This is a genomic window from Micromonospora tarapacensis (genome assembly GCF_019697375.1).
In the GTDB taxonomy this organism is placed as follows: domain Bacteria; phylum Actinomycetota; class Actinomycetes; order Mycobacteriales; family Micromonosporaceae; genus Micromonospora; species Micromonospora tarapacensis.
The window spans coordinates 1616757-1631949 of record NZ_JAHCDI010000004.1 but is presented as its reverse complement, the minus strand read 5'-3'; the positions used below and the strand labels follow the sequence as shown (position 1 = coordinate 1631949).

General features: G+C 71.9%; 14 protein-coding genes. 8 read left to right on the top strand and 6 right to left on the bottom strand.

Annotation, left to right across the window (positions count from 1 at the left end; all coding sequences use genetic code 11):
* Positions 1 to 4: 4 nt before the first annotated feature.
* Both KIF24_RS13310 and KIF24_RS13305 read right to left on the bottom strand, forming a co-directional pair.
* A complete protein-coding gene (locus KIF24_RS13310) occupies positions 5 to 793 on the bottom strand; it encodes a citryl-CoA lyase (protein WP_221084307.1) in 789 nt (262 codons plus the stop codon).
* The gene (locus KIF24_RS13305) at positions 790 to 1986 is read right to left on the bottom strand and encodes a CaiB/BaiF CoA transferase family protein (protein WP_230415553.1); all 1197 of its coding nucleotides are present in this window, start codon (positions 1984 to 1986) and stop codon (positions 790 to 792) included. Before KIF24_RS13305 ends, KIF24_RS13310 begins: the two co-directional genes overlap by 4 nt.
* Before the next feature lie 188 nt (positions 1987 to 2174).
* Here KIF24_RS13305 and KIF24_RS13300 point away from each other — a divergent pair, with 188 nt between their 5' ends.
* Both KIF24_RS13300 and KIF24_RS13295 read left to right on the top strand, forming a co-directional pair.
* Positions 2175 to 3632, top strand: a complete 1458-nt coding sequence (locus KIF24_RS13300) for an amidohydrolase family protein (protein WP_221084306.1) — start codon at positions 2175 to 2177, stop codon at positions 3630 to 3632.
* 31 nt (positions 3633 to 3663) lie between these two features.
* Positions 3664 to 4512: an IclR family transcriptional regulator domain-containing protein gene (locus KIF24_RS13295; RefSeq protein ID WP_221084305.1), complete on the top strand. Its 849-nt coding sequence runs from the start codon at positions 3664 to 3666 to the stop codon at positions 4510 to 4512.
* 136 nt (positions 4513 to 4648) lie between these two features.
* On the opposite strand, the gene KIF24_RS13290 is transcribed toward KIF24_RS13295, so the two are convergent.
* The 3 genes from KIF24_RS13290 to KIF24_RS13280 all read right to left on the bottom strand — a co-directional run bounded on the left by KIF24_RS13290 (position 4649) and on the right by KIF24_RS13280 (position 9033).
* Positions 4649 to 5653 carry a MerR family transcriptional regulator gene (locus KIF24_RS13290; protein WP_221084304.1) on the bottom strand — a complete coding sequence of 335 codons (1005 nt, stop codon included), beginning with the start codon at positions 5651 to 5653 and terminating at the stop codon, positions 4649 to 4651.
* Between the two features lie 6 nt (positions 5654 to 5659).
* On the bottom strand, positions 5660 to 6328 hold the full coding sequence (locus KIF24_RS13285; protein ID WP_230415551.1) for a HEAT repeat domain-containing protein: 669 nt from the start codon (positions 6326 to 6328) through the stop codon (positions 5660 to 5662).
* Positions 6329 to 6585: 257 nt separating this feature from the next.
* Positions 6586 to 9033 (bottom strand): M14 family metallopeptidase, encoded by a 2448-nt coding sequence (locus KIF24_RS13280; RefSeq protein WP_221084303.1) that lies wholly within the window; start codon positions 9031 to 9033, stop codon positions 6586 to 6588.
* 328 nt (positions 9034 to 9361) lie between these two features.
* Here KIF24_RS13280 and KIF24_RS13275 point away from each other — a divergent pair, with 328 nt between their 5' ends.
* From KIF24_RS13275 to KIF24_RS13255, 5 genes are all read left to right on the top strand, one after another.
* A complete protein-coding gene (locus KIF24_RS13275) occupies positions 9362 to 9688 on the top strand; it encodes a hypothetical protein (RefSeq protein WP_221084302.1) in 327 nt (108 codons plus the stop codon).
* A 42-nt stretch (positions 9689 to 9730) separates the two neighbouring features.
* Positions 9731 to 10210 carry a hypothetical protein gene (locus KIF24_RS13270; protein ID WP_221084301.1) on the top strand — a complete coding sequence of 160 codons (480 nt, stop codon included), beginning with the start codon at positions 9731 to 9733 and terminating at the stop codon, positions 10208 to 10210.
* A gap of 77 nt (positions 10211 to 10287) precedes the next feature.
* Positions 10288 to 11484, top strand: a complete 1197-nt coding sequence (locus KIF24_RS13265; RefSeq protein WP_221084300.1) for an MFS transporter — start codon at positions 10288 to 10290, stop codon at positions 11482 to 11484.
* Between the two features lie 67 nt (positions 11485 to 11551).
* Positions 11552 to 13534 (top strand): HD domain-containing protein, encoded by a 1983-nt coding sequence (locus KIF24_RS13260; RefSeq protein ID WP_221084299.1) that lies wholly within the window; start codon positions 11552 to 11554, stop codon positions 13532 to 13534.
* Between the two features lie 78 nt (positions 13535 to 13612).
* The gene (locus tag KIF24_RS13255) at positions 13613 to 14245 is read left to right on the top strand and encodes an HAD family hydrolase (RefSeq protein WP_221084298.1); all 633 of its coding nucleotides are present in this window, start codon (positions 13613 to 13615) and stop codon (positions 14243 to 14245) included.
* Between the two features lie 22 nt (positions 14246 to 14267).
* On the opposite strand, the gene KIF24_RS13250 is transcribed toward KIF24_RS13255, so the two are convergent.
* Positions 14268 to 14825, bottom strand: coding sequence for a RipA family octameric membrane protein (locus KIF24_RS13250; protein WP_221084297.1), 558 nt, complete (start codon positions 14823 to 14825; stop codon positions 14268 to 14270).
* 197 nt (positions 14826 to 15022) lie between these two features.
* Here KIF24_RS13250 and KIF24_RS13245 point away from each other — a divergent pair, with 197 nt between their 5' ends.
* Complete coding sequence (locus KIF24_RS13245; RefSeq protein ID WP_221084296.1) at positions 15023 to 15187, top strand: hypothetical protein; 165 nt, start codon at positions 15023 to 15025, stop codon at positions 15185 to 15187.
* Positions 15188 to 15193: the final 6 nt, after the last annotated feature.

Here is a 15193-nt window from a genome sequence, read left to right as displayed (position 1 = left end):
CCTCTCAGGACGGGTCGGGGGTGGTGTAGGTGGCGTTGCGGTCGACGGTCAGGTAGACGTCCATGCCGACGGGGGTGCGGCGTTCCTCGGCGAGGTGGCCGAGCAGTCCGGCGGCGCGGGCCAGCAGCGCGAAGCCGCGCAGCAGGTCGACCGGCAGCCCGAGGTCGGCCAGGGCGGCGCCGCAGACACCGGCGCCGTTGAGCGGCAGGCTGCGGCCGAGCACCTCCGGGTGGACCCGGCCGATCGCCTCGAACAGCCGCAGGTGCGGCCCGCGCAGCTGTTCCTCCTCGGCGATGCGGATGAGCACCGGCGTCCGCGGGTCCTCGGTCTTGTGCACCGGATGACCGAGTCCGGGCACCAGCCGGCGGGCGGCCCGGGCGGCGGTGACCGCGTCGCGGGCGAGGTCGTCGAAGCCGGCGTCGTCGTCCGGTGGCGGCCCGTCGACGGCGGCGAGCGTGTCGGCGAGGAACCGGCCGCAGTCCTCGGTGACGCCGAGGAAGCGGGAGCCGCCGCCGAGCAGCCCGGCGGCGAGGGCGCCCTGCAGCGACTCCGGGGCGCTGAGGTAGGTCAGCCGGGCGGCGATGGCCGTCGGGGTGAAGCCGTGATCGGCCAGCGCGACCAGGACAGTCTCGAAGACGCGCACCTCGGACGGGGTGGGGCGACGTTGCGCGACCAGCCAGAAGGCCAACTCACCGAAGCCGACCCGGCCCATCAGGTCGGCGGCGAGGTCCTGGCCGAGCAGCCGGATGCTGCTGGCGTCGGAGGTGCCGATCGACGTCGGGAAGCTGGTCACGGCTTGTCCTGCCTTTCGGTGAGCCACTTGCGGATCTCGGTGCCGTGCTCGTCGAGGCCGGGCGGTGGCAGGTCGTAGCGGGCCGGAGTGGCCGAGAAGCCGATCGGGTGGCGGACGCCGGGCACCGCCTGGTCGCCGGCGCCGATCTCGACGACCGGGTCGAGGCCGAGTTCGTCGGCGAGGGCCACACCGCCGTCGATGGTGTTGATCGGTGCGCACGGCACGCCCGCGGCGATCAGGTCGCGGAACCATTCGTCCTTGCCCCGGGTGCGTAGCCGCTCCAGCAGCAGGGGTCGCAGCTGTTCGCGGTTGGCGGTGCGGTCCTGGTTGCGCCCGAAGCGGGGGTCGTCCACCAACTCCGGTACGCCGAGCACCTCGCAGAGCTTCGCGAACTGGCCGTCGTTGCCGGCGATGACGACCAGCTCACCGTCGGCGGTGGGCAGCGGCTCGTACGGGAACAGGCTCGGGTGGGCGTTGCCCATCCGGTACGGCACGGTGCCCCCGGCCACGTAGGCGCTGGAGTGGTTCACCAGGCCGGACAGCGCCGAGGAGAGCAGGTTGACCTCGACGTGCTGGCCGCTGCCGGAGCCGACCCGGTGGTGCAGCGCGGCGAGGATGCCGATGGTGGCGTGCATGCCGGTCATCACGTCGAAGACGGAGATCCCGGCCCGGTACGGCGAGCCGTCCGGGTCGCCGGTGAGGCTCATCAGGCCGGAGATGGCCTGCACCATCAGATCGTAGCCGGGCAGGGCGGCACCGGGGCCGGCGCCGAAGCCGCTGATCGAGGCGTAGATGATCTTTGGGTTGACGCCCGCGACGGTGCCGTAGTCGAGCCCGAACCTGCGCAGTCCGCCGGGCTTGAAGTTCTCGATCAGCACGTCGGCGCGGCCGGCGAGGGCGCGGGCCACCGCCAGGTCGTCGGGGTCACGCAGGTCCAGGGCGATGGAGCGCTTGTTGCGGTTGATGCCCAGGTAGTAGGTGGAGATGCCGTCCCGCACCGGGGGCATCCAGGTGCGGGTGTCGTCGCCACCGGGGCTCTCCACCTTCACCACCTCGGCGCCCATGTCGGCCAGCAGCATGGTGGCGTACGGCCCGGCCAGGATCCGGGAGAAGTCCGCGACCAGCAGGCCCCGCAGGGGGCCACCGGCCGGCGTCGGGTCCTGCTCGCGTCCGTGCTCCGGTGCCATCGCCATTCCACTCCCGACCGCTAGGCGGACATGTGTCCGTGACAGCCGAGTATCGGAGCGGAAATGCGGGCTGTCAACCGTTGACACCTCGCCGAAACGACGCCCACACTTGCGCCCATCGCAGGCCCGCCCGCAGAACGGACATCTGTCCGCCAAGTGGGCCCGGCCCCGACCACCACTGGGAGTTGACCGCCATGAGCGCACCCGTATCAGGCCCGAGTCCCGACCGTCCCCTCCTGTTCCGCAACGGCCTCGTCCTCACCATGGACGACAACCACCGCGTCCTGCCCGGCGCCGACGTGCTGGTCGCCGGCGAGCGCATCGCCGAGATCGGCGTCGGTCTGGCCGCCCCCGACGGCGCGATCGAGATCGACGCGTCCGGCGGCGTCCTGATGCCCGGCATGATCGACACCCACCGGCACATGTGGCAGACCGCGATGCGCGGCTACGGTGCCGACTGGACCCTGACCCAGTATTTCGTCTGGTACTACCTGGAATCCGGCAAACTGTTCCGTCCCGAGGACATCTATGCCGGCAACCTGCTCGCCGCCATCGAGGCCATCGACGCCGGTGTCACCACCACCGTCGACTGGTCGCACGGGCTACAGAGCACCGAGCACGCCGACGCCGCCGTGGACGCCCTGCGGGAGGTGCCCGGCCGGTTCGTCCTCGCCTACGGCAACATCCAGCAGGGGCCGTGGGAGTGGTCCACCAGCCCGCAGTTCCGCGACTTCGTCGCCCGCCGCTTCCACAGCCGCGACGACATGCTCGGCCTGCAACTGGCCTTCGACGTCACCGGCGACCCGGCCTTCCCCGAGCGGGCCGCGTTCGAGGTGGCCCGGGAGTTCGACCTCCCGGTCACCACCCACGCCGGGGTGTGGGGCGCCACCAACGACGACGGCATCCGGCTGATGCACGAGAACGGCTTCATGACCCCGTCGAGCGTGTACGTGCACGCCGCCACCCTCACCAACGACTCGTACCACCGCATCGCCGCCACCGGCGGCTCGGTCTCGGTGTCCACCGAGAGCGAGCAGAGCGCCGGCCAGGGCTACCCGCCCACCTGGGCGCTGTGCCACCACGACATCCCGGTGTCGCTGTCGATGGACACCAGCGTCTGGTGGAGCGGCGACCTGTTCTCGGCGATGCGGACCACGCTCGGCGCCGACCGGTCGCGCGAGCACCTGGAGGCGCACCACCGTCAGGACACCGTCACCCACTGCCGGCTGCGCGCCGAACAGGTCGTCGACTGGGCCACCCGGGGCGGCAGCCGGGCGCTCGGCCTCGACGACGTCGTGGGGAGCCTGGAGACGGGCAAGAAGGCCGACCTGGTGCTGATCAAGAACGACCGGTCGCCGGTGATGTTCCCGATCCTCAACCCGTACGGCCACGTCGCGTTCCAGGCCCAGCGCGGCGACGTGCACAGCGTCGTGGTCAACGGCCGGCTGGTCAAGCACGAGCACCAACTCGTCGGGGTGGACCTGGCCAAGGCCCGCCGCCACGTCGAGCAGACCGTCGACCACCTGGTCGACGCGATGGGCGCCGACGCCTGGGCCAAGGGCATGAACCCGGACGTCCCCGAAACGAAGATCCAGGACAATCCCTACACCTACACCGCGTGGGACGCCGGTTCGGCGCAGTGGAAGCATTGACCGGCACGTGACCCTCGGAAGGCAGGCAGCAATGGCACGCGACGCCCGACCCGACTTCATCGAAGCCCTGGCCCGCGGCCTCGACGTCCTGCGCTGCTTCCAGCCCGGTCGACCGGTGATGACGCTCAGCGAGATCGCCGGTGCGACCGGGCTGGCCCGGCCGACCGTCCGCCGGATCCTGCTCACCCTCGACGACCTCGGCTACGTACGCTCCGCCGAACGCGGCTTCGCCCTCACCCCCCGGGTGCTCGAACTCGGCATGGCGTACATCAACTCGCTGAGCATGTGGGACGTCGCCCGGCCGCACATGCAGCGGCTCGTCGCGCAGACCAACGAGTCCACGTCGATGGCCCAGCTCGACGGCAGCGACATCGTCTACGTCACCCGGGTGGCCGTCCCGAAGATCATCACACTCTCGGTGACCATCGGCACCCGCTTTCCCGCCCCCGCCACCTCGATGGGCAAGGTGCTGCTCGCCGCCCTGAACGACGAGGAACTCGACCGGGTCCTCACCGTGCCCGGCCGGTCCGGAATCGTCCCCCGCTGGCAGCCCGACCGGGCCGCTCTCGACGCGTCGCTGCGTGAGGTGCGGGCCCGGGGCTGGGCCCTAGCGGACGAGGATCTCGCCCCGGGCGTCCGGTCGGTGGCCACCGGTGTCCGCGACGGCCGGGGTCGGGTGGTGGCCGCCATCAACGTCACCGTTCACGCGGCCGAGACGTCGGTACGCACCCTCACCGAGGAGCACCTGCCGCGCCTGCTCTGCACCGCCGCCGACATCAGCCGGGACTGGGCCCTGCTCGACGCCGTGCCCAGCGCGCTCCAGCACGCCACCGTCGAACCCGCCACCGTCCCCGCCGCTCGGGTCGACGCCGGCATCTGACCCGCCGTGGTCGGCTTCTGCCGTTCGCCGGGCCGAGGCGCCTCGGCTGCTTGGCCGGCCGGTGGGGGCGTGTGTGTGGTGTCGGCCTTGTCGAGCTGACCGCACGGATGGATCGCGCCGGGCGCCACTCCCGCCGCTACCTCCCGTCGCGCAGCGTGAGCACGTACGCGGCGGTGAGCGCGACCGTGCGGTCCGCGTCCTGGGACAGCTCGGCGAGGGCACGCGCGGCCGTGGCACCGGGGATGTCGGCGAGCGCCTGGGTCAGCCGACTGCGTACGGGTGAGGCGACGCCGTCGGTGCCGAGGCGCGCGACCAGCCGGCCGGCGATCTGTTCCGCCAGCGCGGGCTCACCGGCCAGCGCGGTCAGTGCGTCGGCCGCGTCGGCCTCGCTCGTCTCCTCGACGACCATCTCGATCAGGGTCGGGATCGCCTCGGCCACGCCACGTGCCCCGAGCGCGAGCGCCGCGTACCTGCGGACGACGAGGTCGGGGTGGGCGAGGGCGTCCCGCAGCAGCGCGGTCGCGGCACCGTCCGGGATCTCGGCGAGGGACTGCACGGCGCGTCTGCGTACCTCGGCGTCGGGTGCGTCGAGGCCCGGTGCCAGCAGCGCGGCTGCGCCGTCGGCCGATTGCGCCAGCGCCCAGCGAAGGGCGCCGGCGACATTCGGGTCCGACTCGCTCAGTACCGCCTCGACCAGGGCCTCCACCGGTACCGCTGCCTCGCCGGCCGATGACAGGGCGGCGCGTTGGCGTCTCCCGGCGTGCTCCGAACCGAGGGCGTGGAGCAGGGCGACGGTCTGGAGCACGTCCGCCCAGTCGGCGGGTTGCGCGGCACCGATCCGACGCAGGCGGGTGAGCAACTCCGTCTGCGCCGCGATCCGCTCCCGGGTCTGCTGGATCAGGTCCGCCACGAGCTGCACGGGGGCGAAGCCGGGATCGTCGAGCGCCCGCCGGACCTCCCGCAACGACAGCCCCAACGACCGCAGGCTCTCGATGTGGAAGATCCGCTGGATGTCGTCGCTGGAGTACTCCCGGTACCCGACGCCGCTGCGTCCCGTCGGCTCCACCAGGCCGAGCGACTCGTAGTGCCGGAGCATGCGGGCACTGACGCCGGAGCGTCGGGCCACCTCACCGATCAACACCGCCGGTCACCGCCTCCGATCGTTGCCGCCGAGGGCCACCACGCGCGTCGCCTCCTCGATCGCCAGCTCGAAGCCGGCGTCCGGGTCGCGCAGCAGCCGCTCCGTGGCAATCGCGTGCTGACGCACCCCGGGGTCGCCGTCCCGGGCCCCGGCCCGCAGGATCGGCGTGATCACCTCACCGAGCGCGATCAGCGCCCGGCTGAGGCTCAACTGCGTCTCCCGCCCGCCGCGCCCGAGCTGGGTCGCCAGCACGTCGGCGAGGGCCGACTCGTCACCGTCGGGTACGAGGACGACCGCCGCCCGCCAGGCGCTGCGGGCCACTTCGTCGTCGGCGTCGGTGAGCAACGCCCGGCTGATCGCCGGCCACGCCCGCCGGTCCCCGATCTTGGACAGGGTGTGCAGTGCCTGGCTTCGGGCTTGGGCCGACGCGGAGCGCAGTTCGTCAACGAGTCTGGGGACGGTCAGTGCGGCCGGGTGGCGGGTGAGAGCCCAGGTGAGCATCTCGCGCACGGAGAACTCGGGCTCGACGGCGCACCGCGCGACGATCGTGTCGATCAACGCCGGGTCGGGGGTCGTGCCGACGGCCAGCGCCGTCCGCAGCCGCACCGACGGGTTGCCGCTCTCCAGCCCCCGCAGAATCCGCACCGCGTCCGCGGCCTCCTGTGGCTTGCTCATGCCAACCACCTCCCTCGGCACAGTGAAGACCTTGTCACTCTGTCAAGGTCAAGCCGTCCTCGCCGCCAACATGGGGAGAAGGTGGTGGCCGGGCCGGGTGGCGGCCGTCTGACGGCATCGACGGCTCAGCTCGACAGCGTCCCGAGCAGGTCTTGCCGAGGGCCGGACCCGGAGGCCGGCACACGTGCGCTTGACCAAGGCGTTCGCGAGCCGGGGACCGCGACCGCTCGACGGCGGTCGCGGCCCTCCGGACCCGATCAGCGCTTCGGTGCCTTGACCTTCTTCTTGTTGTGGTTGTTGCCCCTGCCGTCGGGCTTGTAGTTCTTCTCCACGTTGCCCGCCGCGTCCACCGAGAACCAGTGGACGGTGGTGCCGGCCGGAACGGTCAGCGTCTCCCCGCCCTCGCGGACGCCGGCCGACCCGTAGAGGGTTGACTCGTAGGTCGGCCGGGACTTGTCGAGGGTGTAGAAGACCGCCGCCGGCTCGCTTGTGGAGAAGGTCACGTCCACCATGCCCGGGGTGGCGCTCGCACTCACCGACAGTGAGCTTCTCGGCCGCTTCCGGTCCGTGTCGAAGTCCCGGGCCACCCGCAGCATCTCGGTCAGGCCGTTGGCGAACTCCATCGTCTCGGCGTGCGCCTCGTCCCAGGCGGGCTGGAACGACGTGCCGACCTCGAAGTTCCAGGCGTAGATGCCGTACTTGTACCAGAGCATGTCACCGGAGTTGCCGGCCGCCGAGTAGAGCACGTCGGCGATCGGGCCGGTCCGGGCCGGGGTGACCGCCAGGTTGCGGTGCCGCTTGATGGCGGTCAGGATCCGCGACGAGGCACCCCAGAACAGCGACTCCTCGGCCAGCGTCGGCCGCGGTGCGGAGACCCGGCCGGGCATGGCGTACGAGCCGGGCGACCACATGAAGTAGTTGCCCGACGAGTGCAGGTTCATCGAGAACTTGACGTTCGGCCGGGCGGCCAGCCAGTCGACGTTGCGGTTCTCCGGCTCCGACAACTCGCTCGGACCGGCGTACGTGCCGCTGGTGCAACTGGTGGACGCACCCGCGTAGCCGTCGAAGAGGCTGTACTCGGTGTAGTTGCGGTTGTTGTCCACGCCCCACGAGTTGCGGCCGAGGAAATCTGCTGGCGCTGCCGGGGCGCAGTGGTTGGTCATGTTCTTGCGCTGGTAGTTGAAGTCGTAGAACGAGTAGTGCCCGCCGTCCGGGTTGATCGACGGAGCGATCCAGATGTCGAGGTTGTCCACCAGCTCGCGGGTCTTGCGGTCGTGCGCGTAGTTGCGCAGCAGCCGCTCGGCCGTCTCGATGGTGACCAGCGGCGGCACCCACTCCCGCGCATGCTCCTGCGCATACGCCAACACGCCGAGCCGGGAGCCGTCGCGGTGCTTGCCGATGCGGATGGCGTACACCGGATGCGGGTCGCGGGAGACCGACGCCGGCGCCGAGAGGCCGTCGGACAGCGCGGTCCGCGCGGCCGGCGCGACCACACCGGCGCCGGGACTGCCCCGGTAGGTGTACGCCCGCAACAGCGTCCCCGCCTGCGCGTTGAGCGCCGCGACCACCTGCTCGGCGGTGCTGGTGACGCCGCCACCGGCGTCGGTGGCGAGGTCGACGCGGACCTGGGTGCCGGCGACGGTCACCGCCAGGGGCGCGTCGGCGACGCCGGGGTCGGCGAGTTCGACGGAGATGTCGTTGCCGCCCTGGTGGCCCCAGGCCAACGAGTCGACAGCGACCCGGCTGGCGTTGACGGTGCCCAGCACGGCCTGGGCCTGCCGCCGGTAGCCGTTGGTCCGGTACGGCAGCTCGACGATCTCGGCGAGCTTCGGGTACTGCGCGGCCAGGGCCTCGATCCGGTCGTACAGCTCGGTGGGGGTGAGGTAGCTGGCCACGAAGTCCTTCATGTAGCCCGGCCCCTCGGGATCCTTCGGGGGGATGGGCAGCCACTGGTTGACCTTGGCCACCGCCACGTCACCGGTCGGGCTGGTGATCCGCACGTAGTTCGGCCGGGTGGTCACCTGCGCCGCGCCCCGGTGGTAGAGGTAGACGCCGGCGTCGACGAAGCGGGAGATGGTCTGCGTGCCGCCGGAACCGATCTCGGTGCCCGGCCCGCTGTCCCGCTCGACGGTCAACGGGGTGCTGACCGTCTGGCCCTGTGCCCACTTGGCCTCGACCGACAGCACCTGACTCTCGCCCGACGTGTAGTAGTCCGCTCGGATGATCCTGACGTCGGAGACGGCGGTGCGGGCCGAGAGCGTCGCCGCCGCGGCGAACTCCCGGTTCTCGGCCAGGTGGGCGGCGATGGTGGCCTCCCGCTCGGCCACCCGGTCCGCCGCGTCGGCCGCGGTGTGCAGGACCTTGCCGAAGGTGAAGCCGGCCCGGGTCAGCGTGGCTACCTCGTTGCCGGTCACCACGGCGTGCACGACGATGCCGGCCTCGCCTTGGGTGACGTGGTGATCGAGGTCTACGCCGGTGGCGACCAGGGCGTCCAGCTCGGCGCTGTCGGCCAGCACGACCTCGACCACGCTGGCCCGCTCGTCGGCGAGCCGGCCGAGGTCGGCGGGGGCGGCTATCGGCGCGGCGGCCCGCGGCACGATCGCCGCAGCGGGATTGACAAGCAACAACACGGCCGCGAAAGCGGCCAGGACGGTGGCGGCGGGCAGCTGGGGTCGCCAGCGGAAGCCCGTACGTACCTTGGACATGAGGCGGTCGCCCCTCTTCTCGGCGCGCGGCACGGAGGCAGCGGGTTCAGCGCGGATCCGCCGGGCGACCCAGCCTGCGGGACGGCCACGGCGGCGCACTCGGCGGTCGACGCTGCCCGCATCGCCGATTACGCAGCGTCGCGCATCCGGGTCGTAGGAGTGATCGAGATGCCGACATCCTTCGCCTGCAGATAAGGATCTGTCAATCATCGTCAGCCCCGCCAACGGTGACCGCGCCCACCTCGCCCGACCGTCCCGGATCTCGTGTTTGACCTGCGTGCAGACTGGAGATCAAGAGCGTGAGGCTCGACTACGAGGGGGATCACGCGTGTCCGAGAACGCCACCGACCGGCACCACCACACCGCCGACCGTCCGGCCGGGGTCACCGACCCGCTGCTGTGGCGGCTCGCCCTGGACGTCGCCGACGCGCACGCACCGGGCGAGGACGGTGGCTGCACCCACCTGCTGTGCGCCGGTCAGAACTGGCCGTGTGAGCCGTGGCAGCAGGCCCAGCGGGCGTTGAACCTCGCCCAGGGCGGCGCGGCCGACGAGGCGTCGGCACCCGCCTCCCCGCAGGAAGGCGCCTGGGCTGCCCCGACGGCCCGGCCCACCTGGCCGACGGAGCGCTCCCGTCGCGAGTCCGCCGCCGCCTGAGCGACCCGACCCGACCGAGGGTTGTCAATGTAGCGTTGACGGGTGCCTGACCCGCTCGATCAACTCGCCGACATCCCGGCCACCCGGGACCGGCTCGACGACACCGAACTCGATCTCATCGACCGGGCCCGGCAGGCCGGTGCGACCTGGAACCGGGTCGCCGCCGCCCTCGGGCTGGGCAGTCGGCAGGCCGCCGAACAGCGCCGCCAGCGCCTGGCCGTCGCGCGTACGGCTCGCCGGGCCGACTCCGACCGACGCTGGCCGGCCGAGGTCGGGGCGCTGCGCGGCCTGCTCACCGAGCTGCGCCGCTGGACCGACGCCGACCGCCGCTGGGACACTCGCTTTCCCCGGGCCGCGCTGACCCGTCGTACCATCGCCCTCGCCCTGGAGGCCGAGCCGGGCGCCCTGTTCGACCTGGCTGTCCGGATCCGGGCCGACCTACCGGTCACCGACCCCGGCCTGCCGGGCCCCGTACGCGACGTCGCCCGCGACCTCACCATCGCCCTGTCAACCAGACGTTGACAGGACTTGTACATGTTGCCTCTACGCGACTCAAGACGCGACGCTGTGAGCCACTCTGACTCAACTCCGGAGGGCTCGTGCGACGCAACGCGATCCTGTTCGTGGTGGTGTCCCTGCTGTCCGGTCTCGGCGGCAGCGCGATGGCCCTGGTCGCCGGGATCTGGATCCTCGACCTCACCGGTTCGCCCGGCCTGGCCGCGCTCGCCGGCTTCTGCGGCTACGCCCCCACTCTCGCCGGCCCGTGGCTCGGCGCCGTGGTCGACCGGCTGCCCCGCCGCCCGCTGGTCATCGCGGCCAACCTGACCGTCGCCGCCGTCCTGCCCAGCCTGCTGGCGGTCCGTGGCCCCGGTCAGGTGTGGTTGCTGTTCTGCGTGGCCACGGTCTACGGCGTCGCCTACGTCCTCGTCGACGCCGGCGAGAGCACCCTGCTGCCGGCGGCCCTGTCAGCGGTCCACCTCGGACGGGTCAACGGGTGGCGTTCCAGCGCCCAGGAAGGCGTCAAGCTCGTCGCCCCGCTGGCCGGCGCCGGCCTCTATACCTGGCAGGGTGGCCATCTCGTCGCCCTGCTCGCCGCCGCGCTGCCGGCCCTCGCCGCAGCCGGCTACGCGGCGCTGCGCCTGACCCGCACGCCGCCGCCGGTCGCGCCCCAGGGCCGGGGAGTCCGAGTCGGACTGTCCGTCCTGTTCGGCTCGGTGTCGATCCGGCGACCGGTGGTGCTCGCCGCGGTCGCCATCGGCATGTCCGGTTTCGCCACCGCCGCCGGCTACGCCGTCGTCACCGACACGCTCGGCCTGCCGGCGACGTTCCTGGGCGTCCTGCTCAGCGCCCAGGGCGCCGGCTCGGTCGCCGGTGGACTGGTGGTCGGCCGGGTCATCGCCCGGTTCGACCCGACAGCGGTGGCCCTGGCCGGGGGCGGACTCTTCGCGGTCAGCTGCCTGGTCCGGTGCCTGCCCTGGTGGCCGGGGGTGGTCGCCGCGTCGGTGCTGGCCGGCCTCGGGCTACCGTGGGCGCTCGTCGCGGCGGTCACCGCCGTCCAGACGCACAGCCCCGACGCGCTGCTCGGCCGGGTCGCCGCCACCGCCAACACGGTCATGTTCGGGCCGATCGCGGTGACGACGCCGCTCGGCTCCGCCGCCGTGCTGCTCGGCGCCCGGCCACCGCTCGTGCTCGCTGCCGCCGTCTGCCTCACCGCCTGCGCGCTGACGTACCGGGTCGCCCGCGACCCGGCAGCGGCATATCAGATATCCGACAACGAGCCGGCAAGGACACGGTAGGTGCTTCTATGGAGGTCGGGCCGGGCCGCCAAGGGCGCCGGAGATCTGCCGGAGGGGGGCGGCACCAGTGACGCACGGCCAGGACTGGCCCATCCACGACGCGGTCCACGGGGTCATGGACTTCCACGACCCCGCGCTGTTCGGCCGCCGGGACCTGCTCCAACTGCTCCTCGAGTCGCCGCAGTTGCAGCGCCTTCGCCGGCTGCACCAACTGCCCTTCGGCGAGCACGCCTTCCTTTCCTCCACCCACAACCGGTTCGGCCACGCGGTCGGCACCGCGCACATCGCACTGCGGCTGCTGCAACGGCTGCGGCGCAACGACTTCTTCGACCCGACCACCCTCACCGCGCTGCGCGAGGCGCTACCGCGCCTGGCCGTCGACGACGACGCCGCCTTCGTCCGCAGCGTCGGCGAGCACGTCGTCCTCGCCGGCCTGCTCCAGGACGTCGGCGAACTGCCACACAAACCCGCGCTGGGCCTGTTCCTCTACCCGCACGCCACCCTGGCCGCGCGGGTCGCGGCCGACCTGGACGTCTCGACGCACGGCATGTCCGACAAGGAGCTGTTCACCCTGCACGGGGTCATCGAGCTGTTCCAGGCGCACGAACCGCTGCGCGCCGGGCTCGACATCGGCGTGCTGGCCTACCTGATCGCCGGCAAGGCCGCCCCCGAAATCCAGGTCAACCCGGCGTTGAGCGCGGTCCGGCAGATCGTCGACGGGGTGGTCGACGCCGACCGGCTCGACTACGTCCACCGCGACTCGCACCACTCCATCGCCAGCGGGATGTCCAGCGCCTCGCACGTGGTGGACACGCTGATCACCTACGACGAGCACGGGCCGATCTTCGACTCCACCGGGCCGGTGGCGAACTTCCTCATGTTGCGTGCGGTGCTGAGGTCGCAGGTCTACTCCGCGCCGGCGGTGCGGTTCCGGGTCACGCTGCTGGCCGTCGTCATGTCGGAGTTGCTCCGGCGGCATCCCGACTGGATGGCCACGTACTTCGACGCGCGCTACGGCGCGCTCAGCGGTGACGCGTTCCACCGGCTGGACGACACCTCGCTGTTCGCGAACCTGCGCCGGTTGCGGGCCGACCGGGAGGCGGAGGTCCTGGACCTGCACGTGACACGCGCGGCGGACGTCCTGCTCAGCGGCGAGACGCCGTACGAGTATCACTGGCTCGACCGCCCGGCGACCGCGGAGTCCCCGGCACCGGTGACCCTGCGGCCGGACATCTTCGTCGACGGGTACTGGGACTACGAGACCCATCGGCTGTACCGGCCCGGTTCGGTACGGGTGTGCGGCGCGCCCCACGCCGCGCCGACCGAGACCGTCGCACTGGAACGCACCGCGGGGCACGTCAGCGAGTTCCTCCAGATGATGTGGGACGCCCCACCGGTGCAGAACAACGTGCTGTTCTTCGTGCCCCCGCACCGCATCGACTGGTTCCGCGCCACGCTGGCCCGCGGCCCGGCCGAACGGCGGGGTCTGTACCAGGCGGCGATCACCCGCGACGCCGAGGTGCGGCTGTCGGTGGTGGACGACACCCGCGACGAGAGCACCCACACCGGCCCGGCCATCTTCGTCTCGTTCTGCTGGGAGGACATCGACTCGATGCGCGCGGTGCTGCGACTGCTCTACGAACGGCGGCGCCGCTACTACGCCTTCGTCGAGGACTACCACGGCCTCGGCGGGAACACCCGGCAGAACGGCTCCCGGTACGCGGCACAGGCCGATGCCGCACTCATCCTGCTGTCACCGGCCTACACCGAACGGGCCGCGGATCCGAAGGGCAACATCTACCCGGAGTTGATCGCGCTCGGCCGCCAACTTCCGGCACAGCGGATCGTCCCGGTGTCTCTGGACGCCAAGGCCGACTACCGCGACAAGCTGGACCGCTTTCCCTGGGCGCTGCTCGGCTACGAGGAGGCGCCGTTCCTGGGTGCGCCCATCCGCAACGCGACGACCAGTCAGATCGCCCGCGCCCTGGACACCGCCCTACGGGTGCTGGACGAAGCCTGGGAGCGACGTGCCGACACGACACGTCGGTGAGTCGACACCGGTCGCGACGCCATCACCTACGCTGCACGCAACCACCCAACGTTCCTATCACGAAGGTGCATGACTGCGATGAGCATCGGGACCGACCGCGACCTGCCCGTGCTGGCCCTCGACGTGGACGGCGTGGTGGTCCATCCGCACGAACGCTTCCGCGGCGGGCCGTGGGACACCGACATCCAACGGGACCTGGGCATCGACCCGCGGGCGTTGGGCCAGCACCTCTTCAAGCCGTACTGGCCGGAGATCATCGTCGGCAAGCGCGACCTGCGGGAGACCCTGGACCTCGTCCTGCCCGAACTCAACCCCGACGTGACGGTGGACGAGTTCCTGGGGTACTGGTTCACCAACGACGCCCGACTCGACGCGGCGGTCGCCGCCGAGATCCGCGCCTGGCGGGAGCGGACGAACGGGCCGTGCATCGCGGTGACGAACCAGGAGAAGTACCGGATCGCCTACCTCACCGAGCAGGTCGGGCTCGGTGAGCTGTTCGACCACGTCGTCTGGTCCGGCGAGCTGGGTCTGACCAAGAGCAACCTCGACTTCTACCTCGCCGCGCAGGCCACGGTCGGCTGCGACGACCCCCGGCGGATGTGGTTCTTCGACGACGACCAGGCCAACGTCGCGGTGGCCGGGGAGGCCGGCTGGCGCGCCCACTTCTACGCCGGATTCGACGAGATGCGCCGGCAGCTGGCGGGGACGTAACACCCGAGGGTGGCGCCCGCCGTCAGGCCGTGGCCAGCAGCGTACCGAGCAGCAGCAGATAGGCGAGGGCGAAGACGCCGGGCACCGCCTGCTCCAGATGCGCCAGCGGCCAGTACAGCGACCGGTCCCGGCCGGAGCCGAGCCCCTTCCACTCCGCCCGCCAGTACGGCGACGCCGGCAACCGCTCCTCCAGCAGGCCCACCACCCGGAACTTGGCCGACGACAGCTGCCGGTACGAGCGCAGGATCCAATACCAGGCCAGGCATTGCACGACCAGCATGACCAGCGGCAGCACGAACGTCCACCGGGGGGCCTGGAGATGCGCCCAGCCGACGTTCACGGCGGTGAACACCGCCGTGTTCGCGGCGAGGAAGAACGTGTTGGCGGTGGCCCGCCGGGCGCTGACCCGGTCGGCCATCTCCACGTAGAGCTTGTACTGCTCCAGCACGGCCGCCTGGTACCGGTCGCCCGGGCCCGCGTACGTGTCGGCGTCCACGCCGGCCGTCCACAGTGCCGCCCGCACGTCGTCGACGTCGAGCTGTCCACGCCCCAGGTACCGCCGCGCCGCGCCCGTCAGCATCCACCGATTATCGGCGCCGCCGCTGCCGGCCGCCAGGCACCGCCGGTGCCGACCCGGTCGGGAAGGACGGTCCGACCCGGTGGCCCCTTGTGCCGGCCGGACGCGAGACTCTATCGTCTGCACCACGGACGGTGACATCCTTCACTACGGTTCGCGACCTGGACGCGGGTGCACCCCATCCGCAGGGAGGGGGCGAGGTGGCCGAGAGCGTGGCGAGCGACCTGGCGATCGCTCGACTGATCCAGAAGCTCGGCGGCAGCACCCGACGCAGCGCCATCGAGGACGCCACCGGGCGACCGCCGGACGACCAGCCGGACGCCGATCCGCCGCCGCCCGCACCCGACCCGCCGGATCGGGCCTGAGCAGGT

What these genes read in the sequence shown, in the direction of transcription:
- KIF24_RS13305 (WP_230415553.1), bottom strand. Translation starts at nt 1,986, where the DNA reads ATGGCGATGGCACCGGAGCACGGACGCGAGCAGGACCCGACGCCGGCC.
- KIF24_RS13300 (WP_221084306.1), top strand. Translation starts at nt 2,175, where the DNA reads ATGAGCGCACCCGTATCAGGCCCGAGTCCCGACCGTCCCCTCCTGTTC.
- KIF24_RS13295 (WP_221084305.1), top strand. Translation starts at nt 3,664, where the DNA reads ATGGCACGCGACGCCCGACCCGACTTCATCGAAGCCCTGGCCCGCGGC.
- KIF24_RS13285 (WP_230415551.1), bottom strand. Translation starts at nt 6,328, where the DNA reads ATGAGCAAGCCACAGGAGGCCGCGGACGCGGTGCGGATTCTGCGGGGG.
- KIF24_RS13280 (WP_221084303.1), bottom strand. Translation starts at nt 9,033, where the DNA reads ATGTCCAAGGTACGTACGGGCTTCCGCTGGCGACCCCAGCTGCCCGCC.
- KIF24_RS13255 (WP_221084298.1), top strand. Translation starts at nt 13,613, where the DNA reads ATGAGCATCGGGACCGACCGCGACCTGCCCGTGCTGGCCCTCGACGTG.
- KIF24_RS13250 (WP_221084297.1), bottom strand. Translation starts at nt 14,825, where the DNA reads ATGCTGACGGGCGCGGCGCGGCGGTACCTGGGGCGTGGACAGCTCGAC.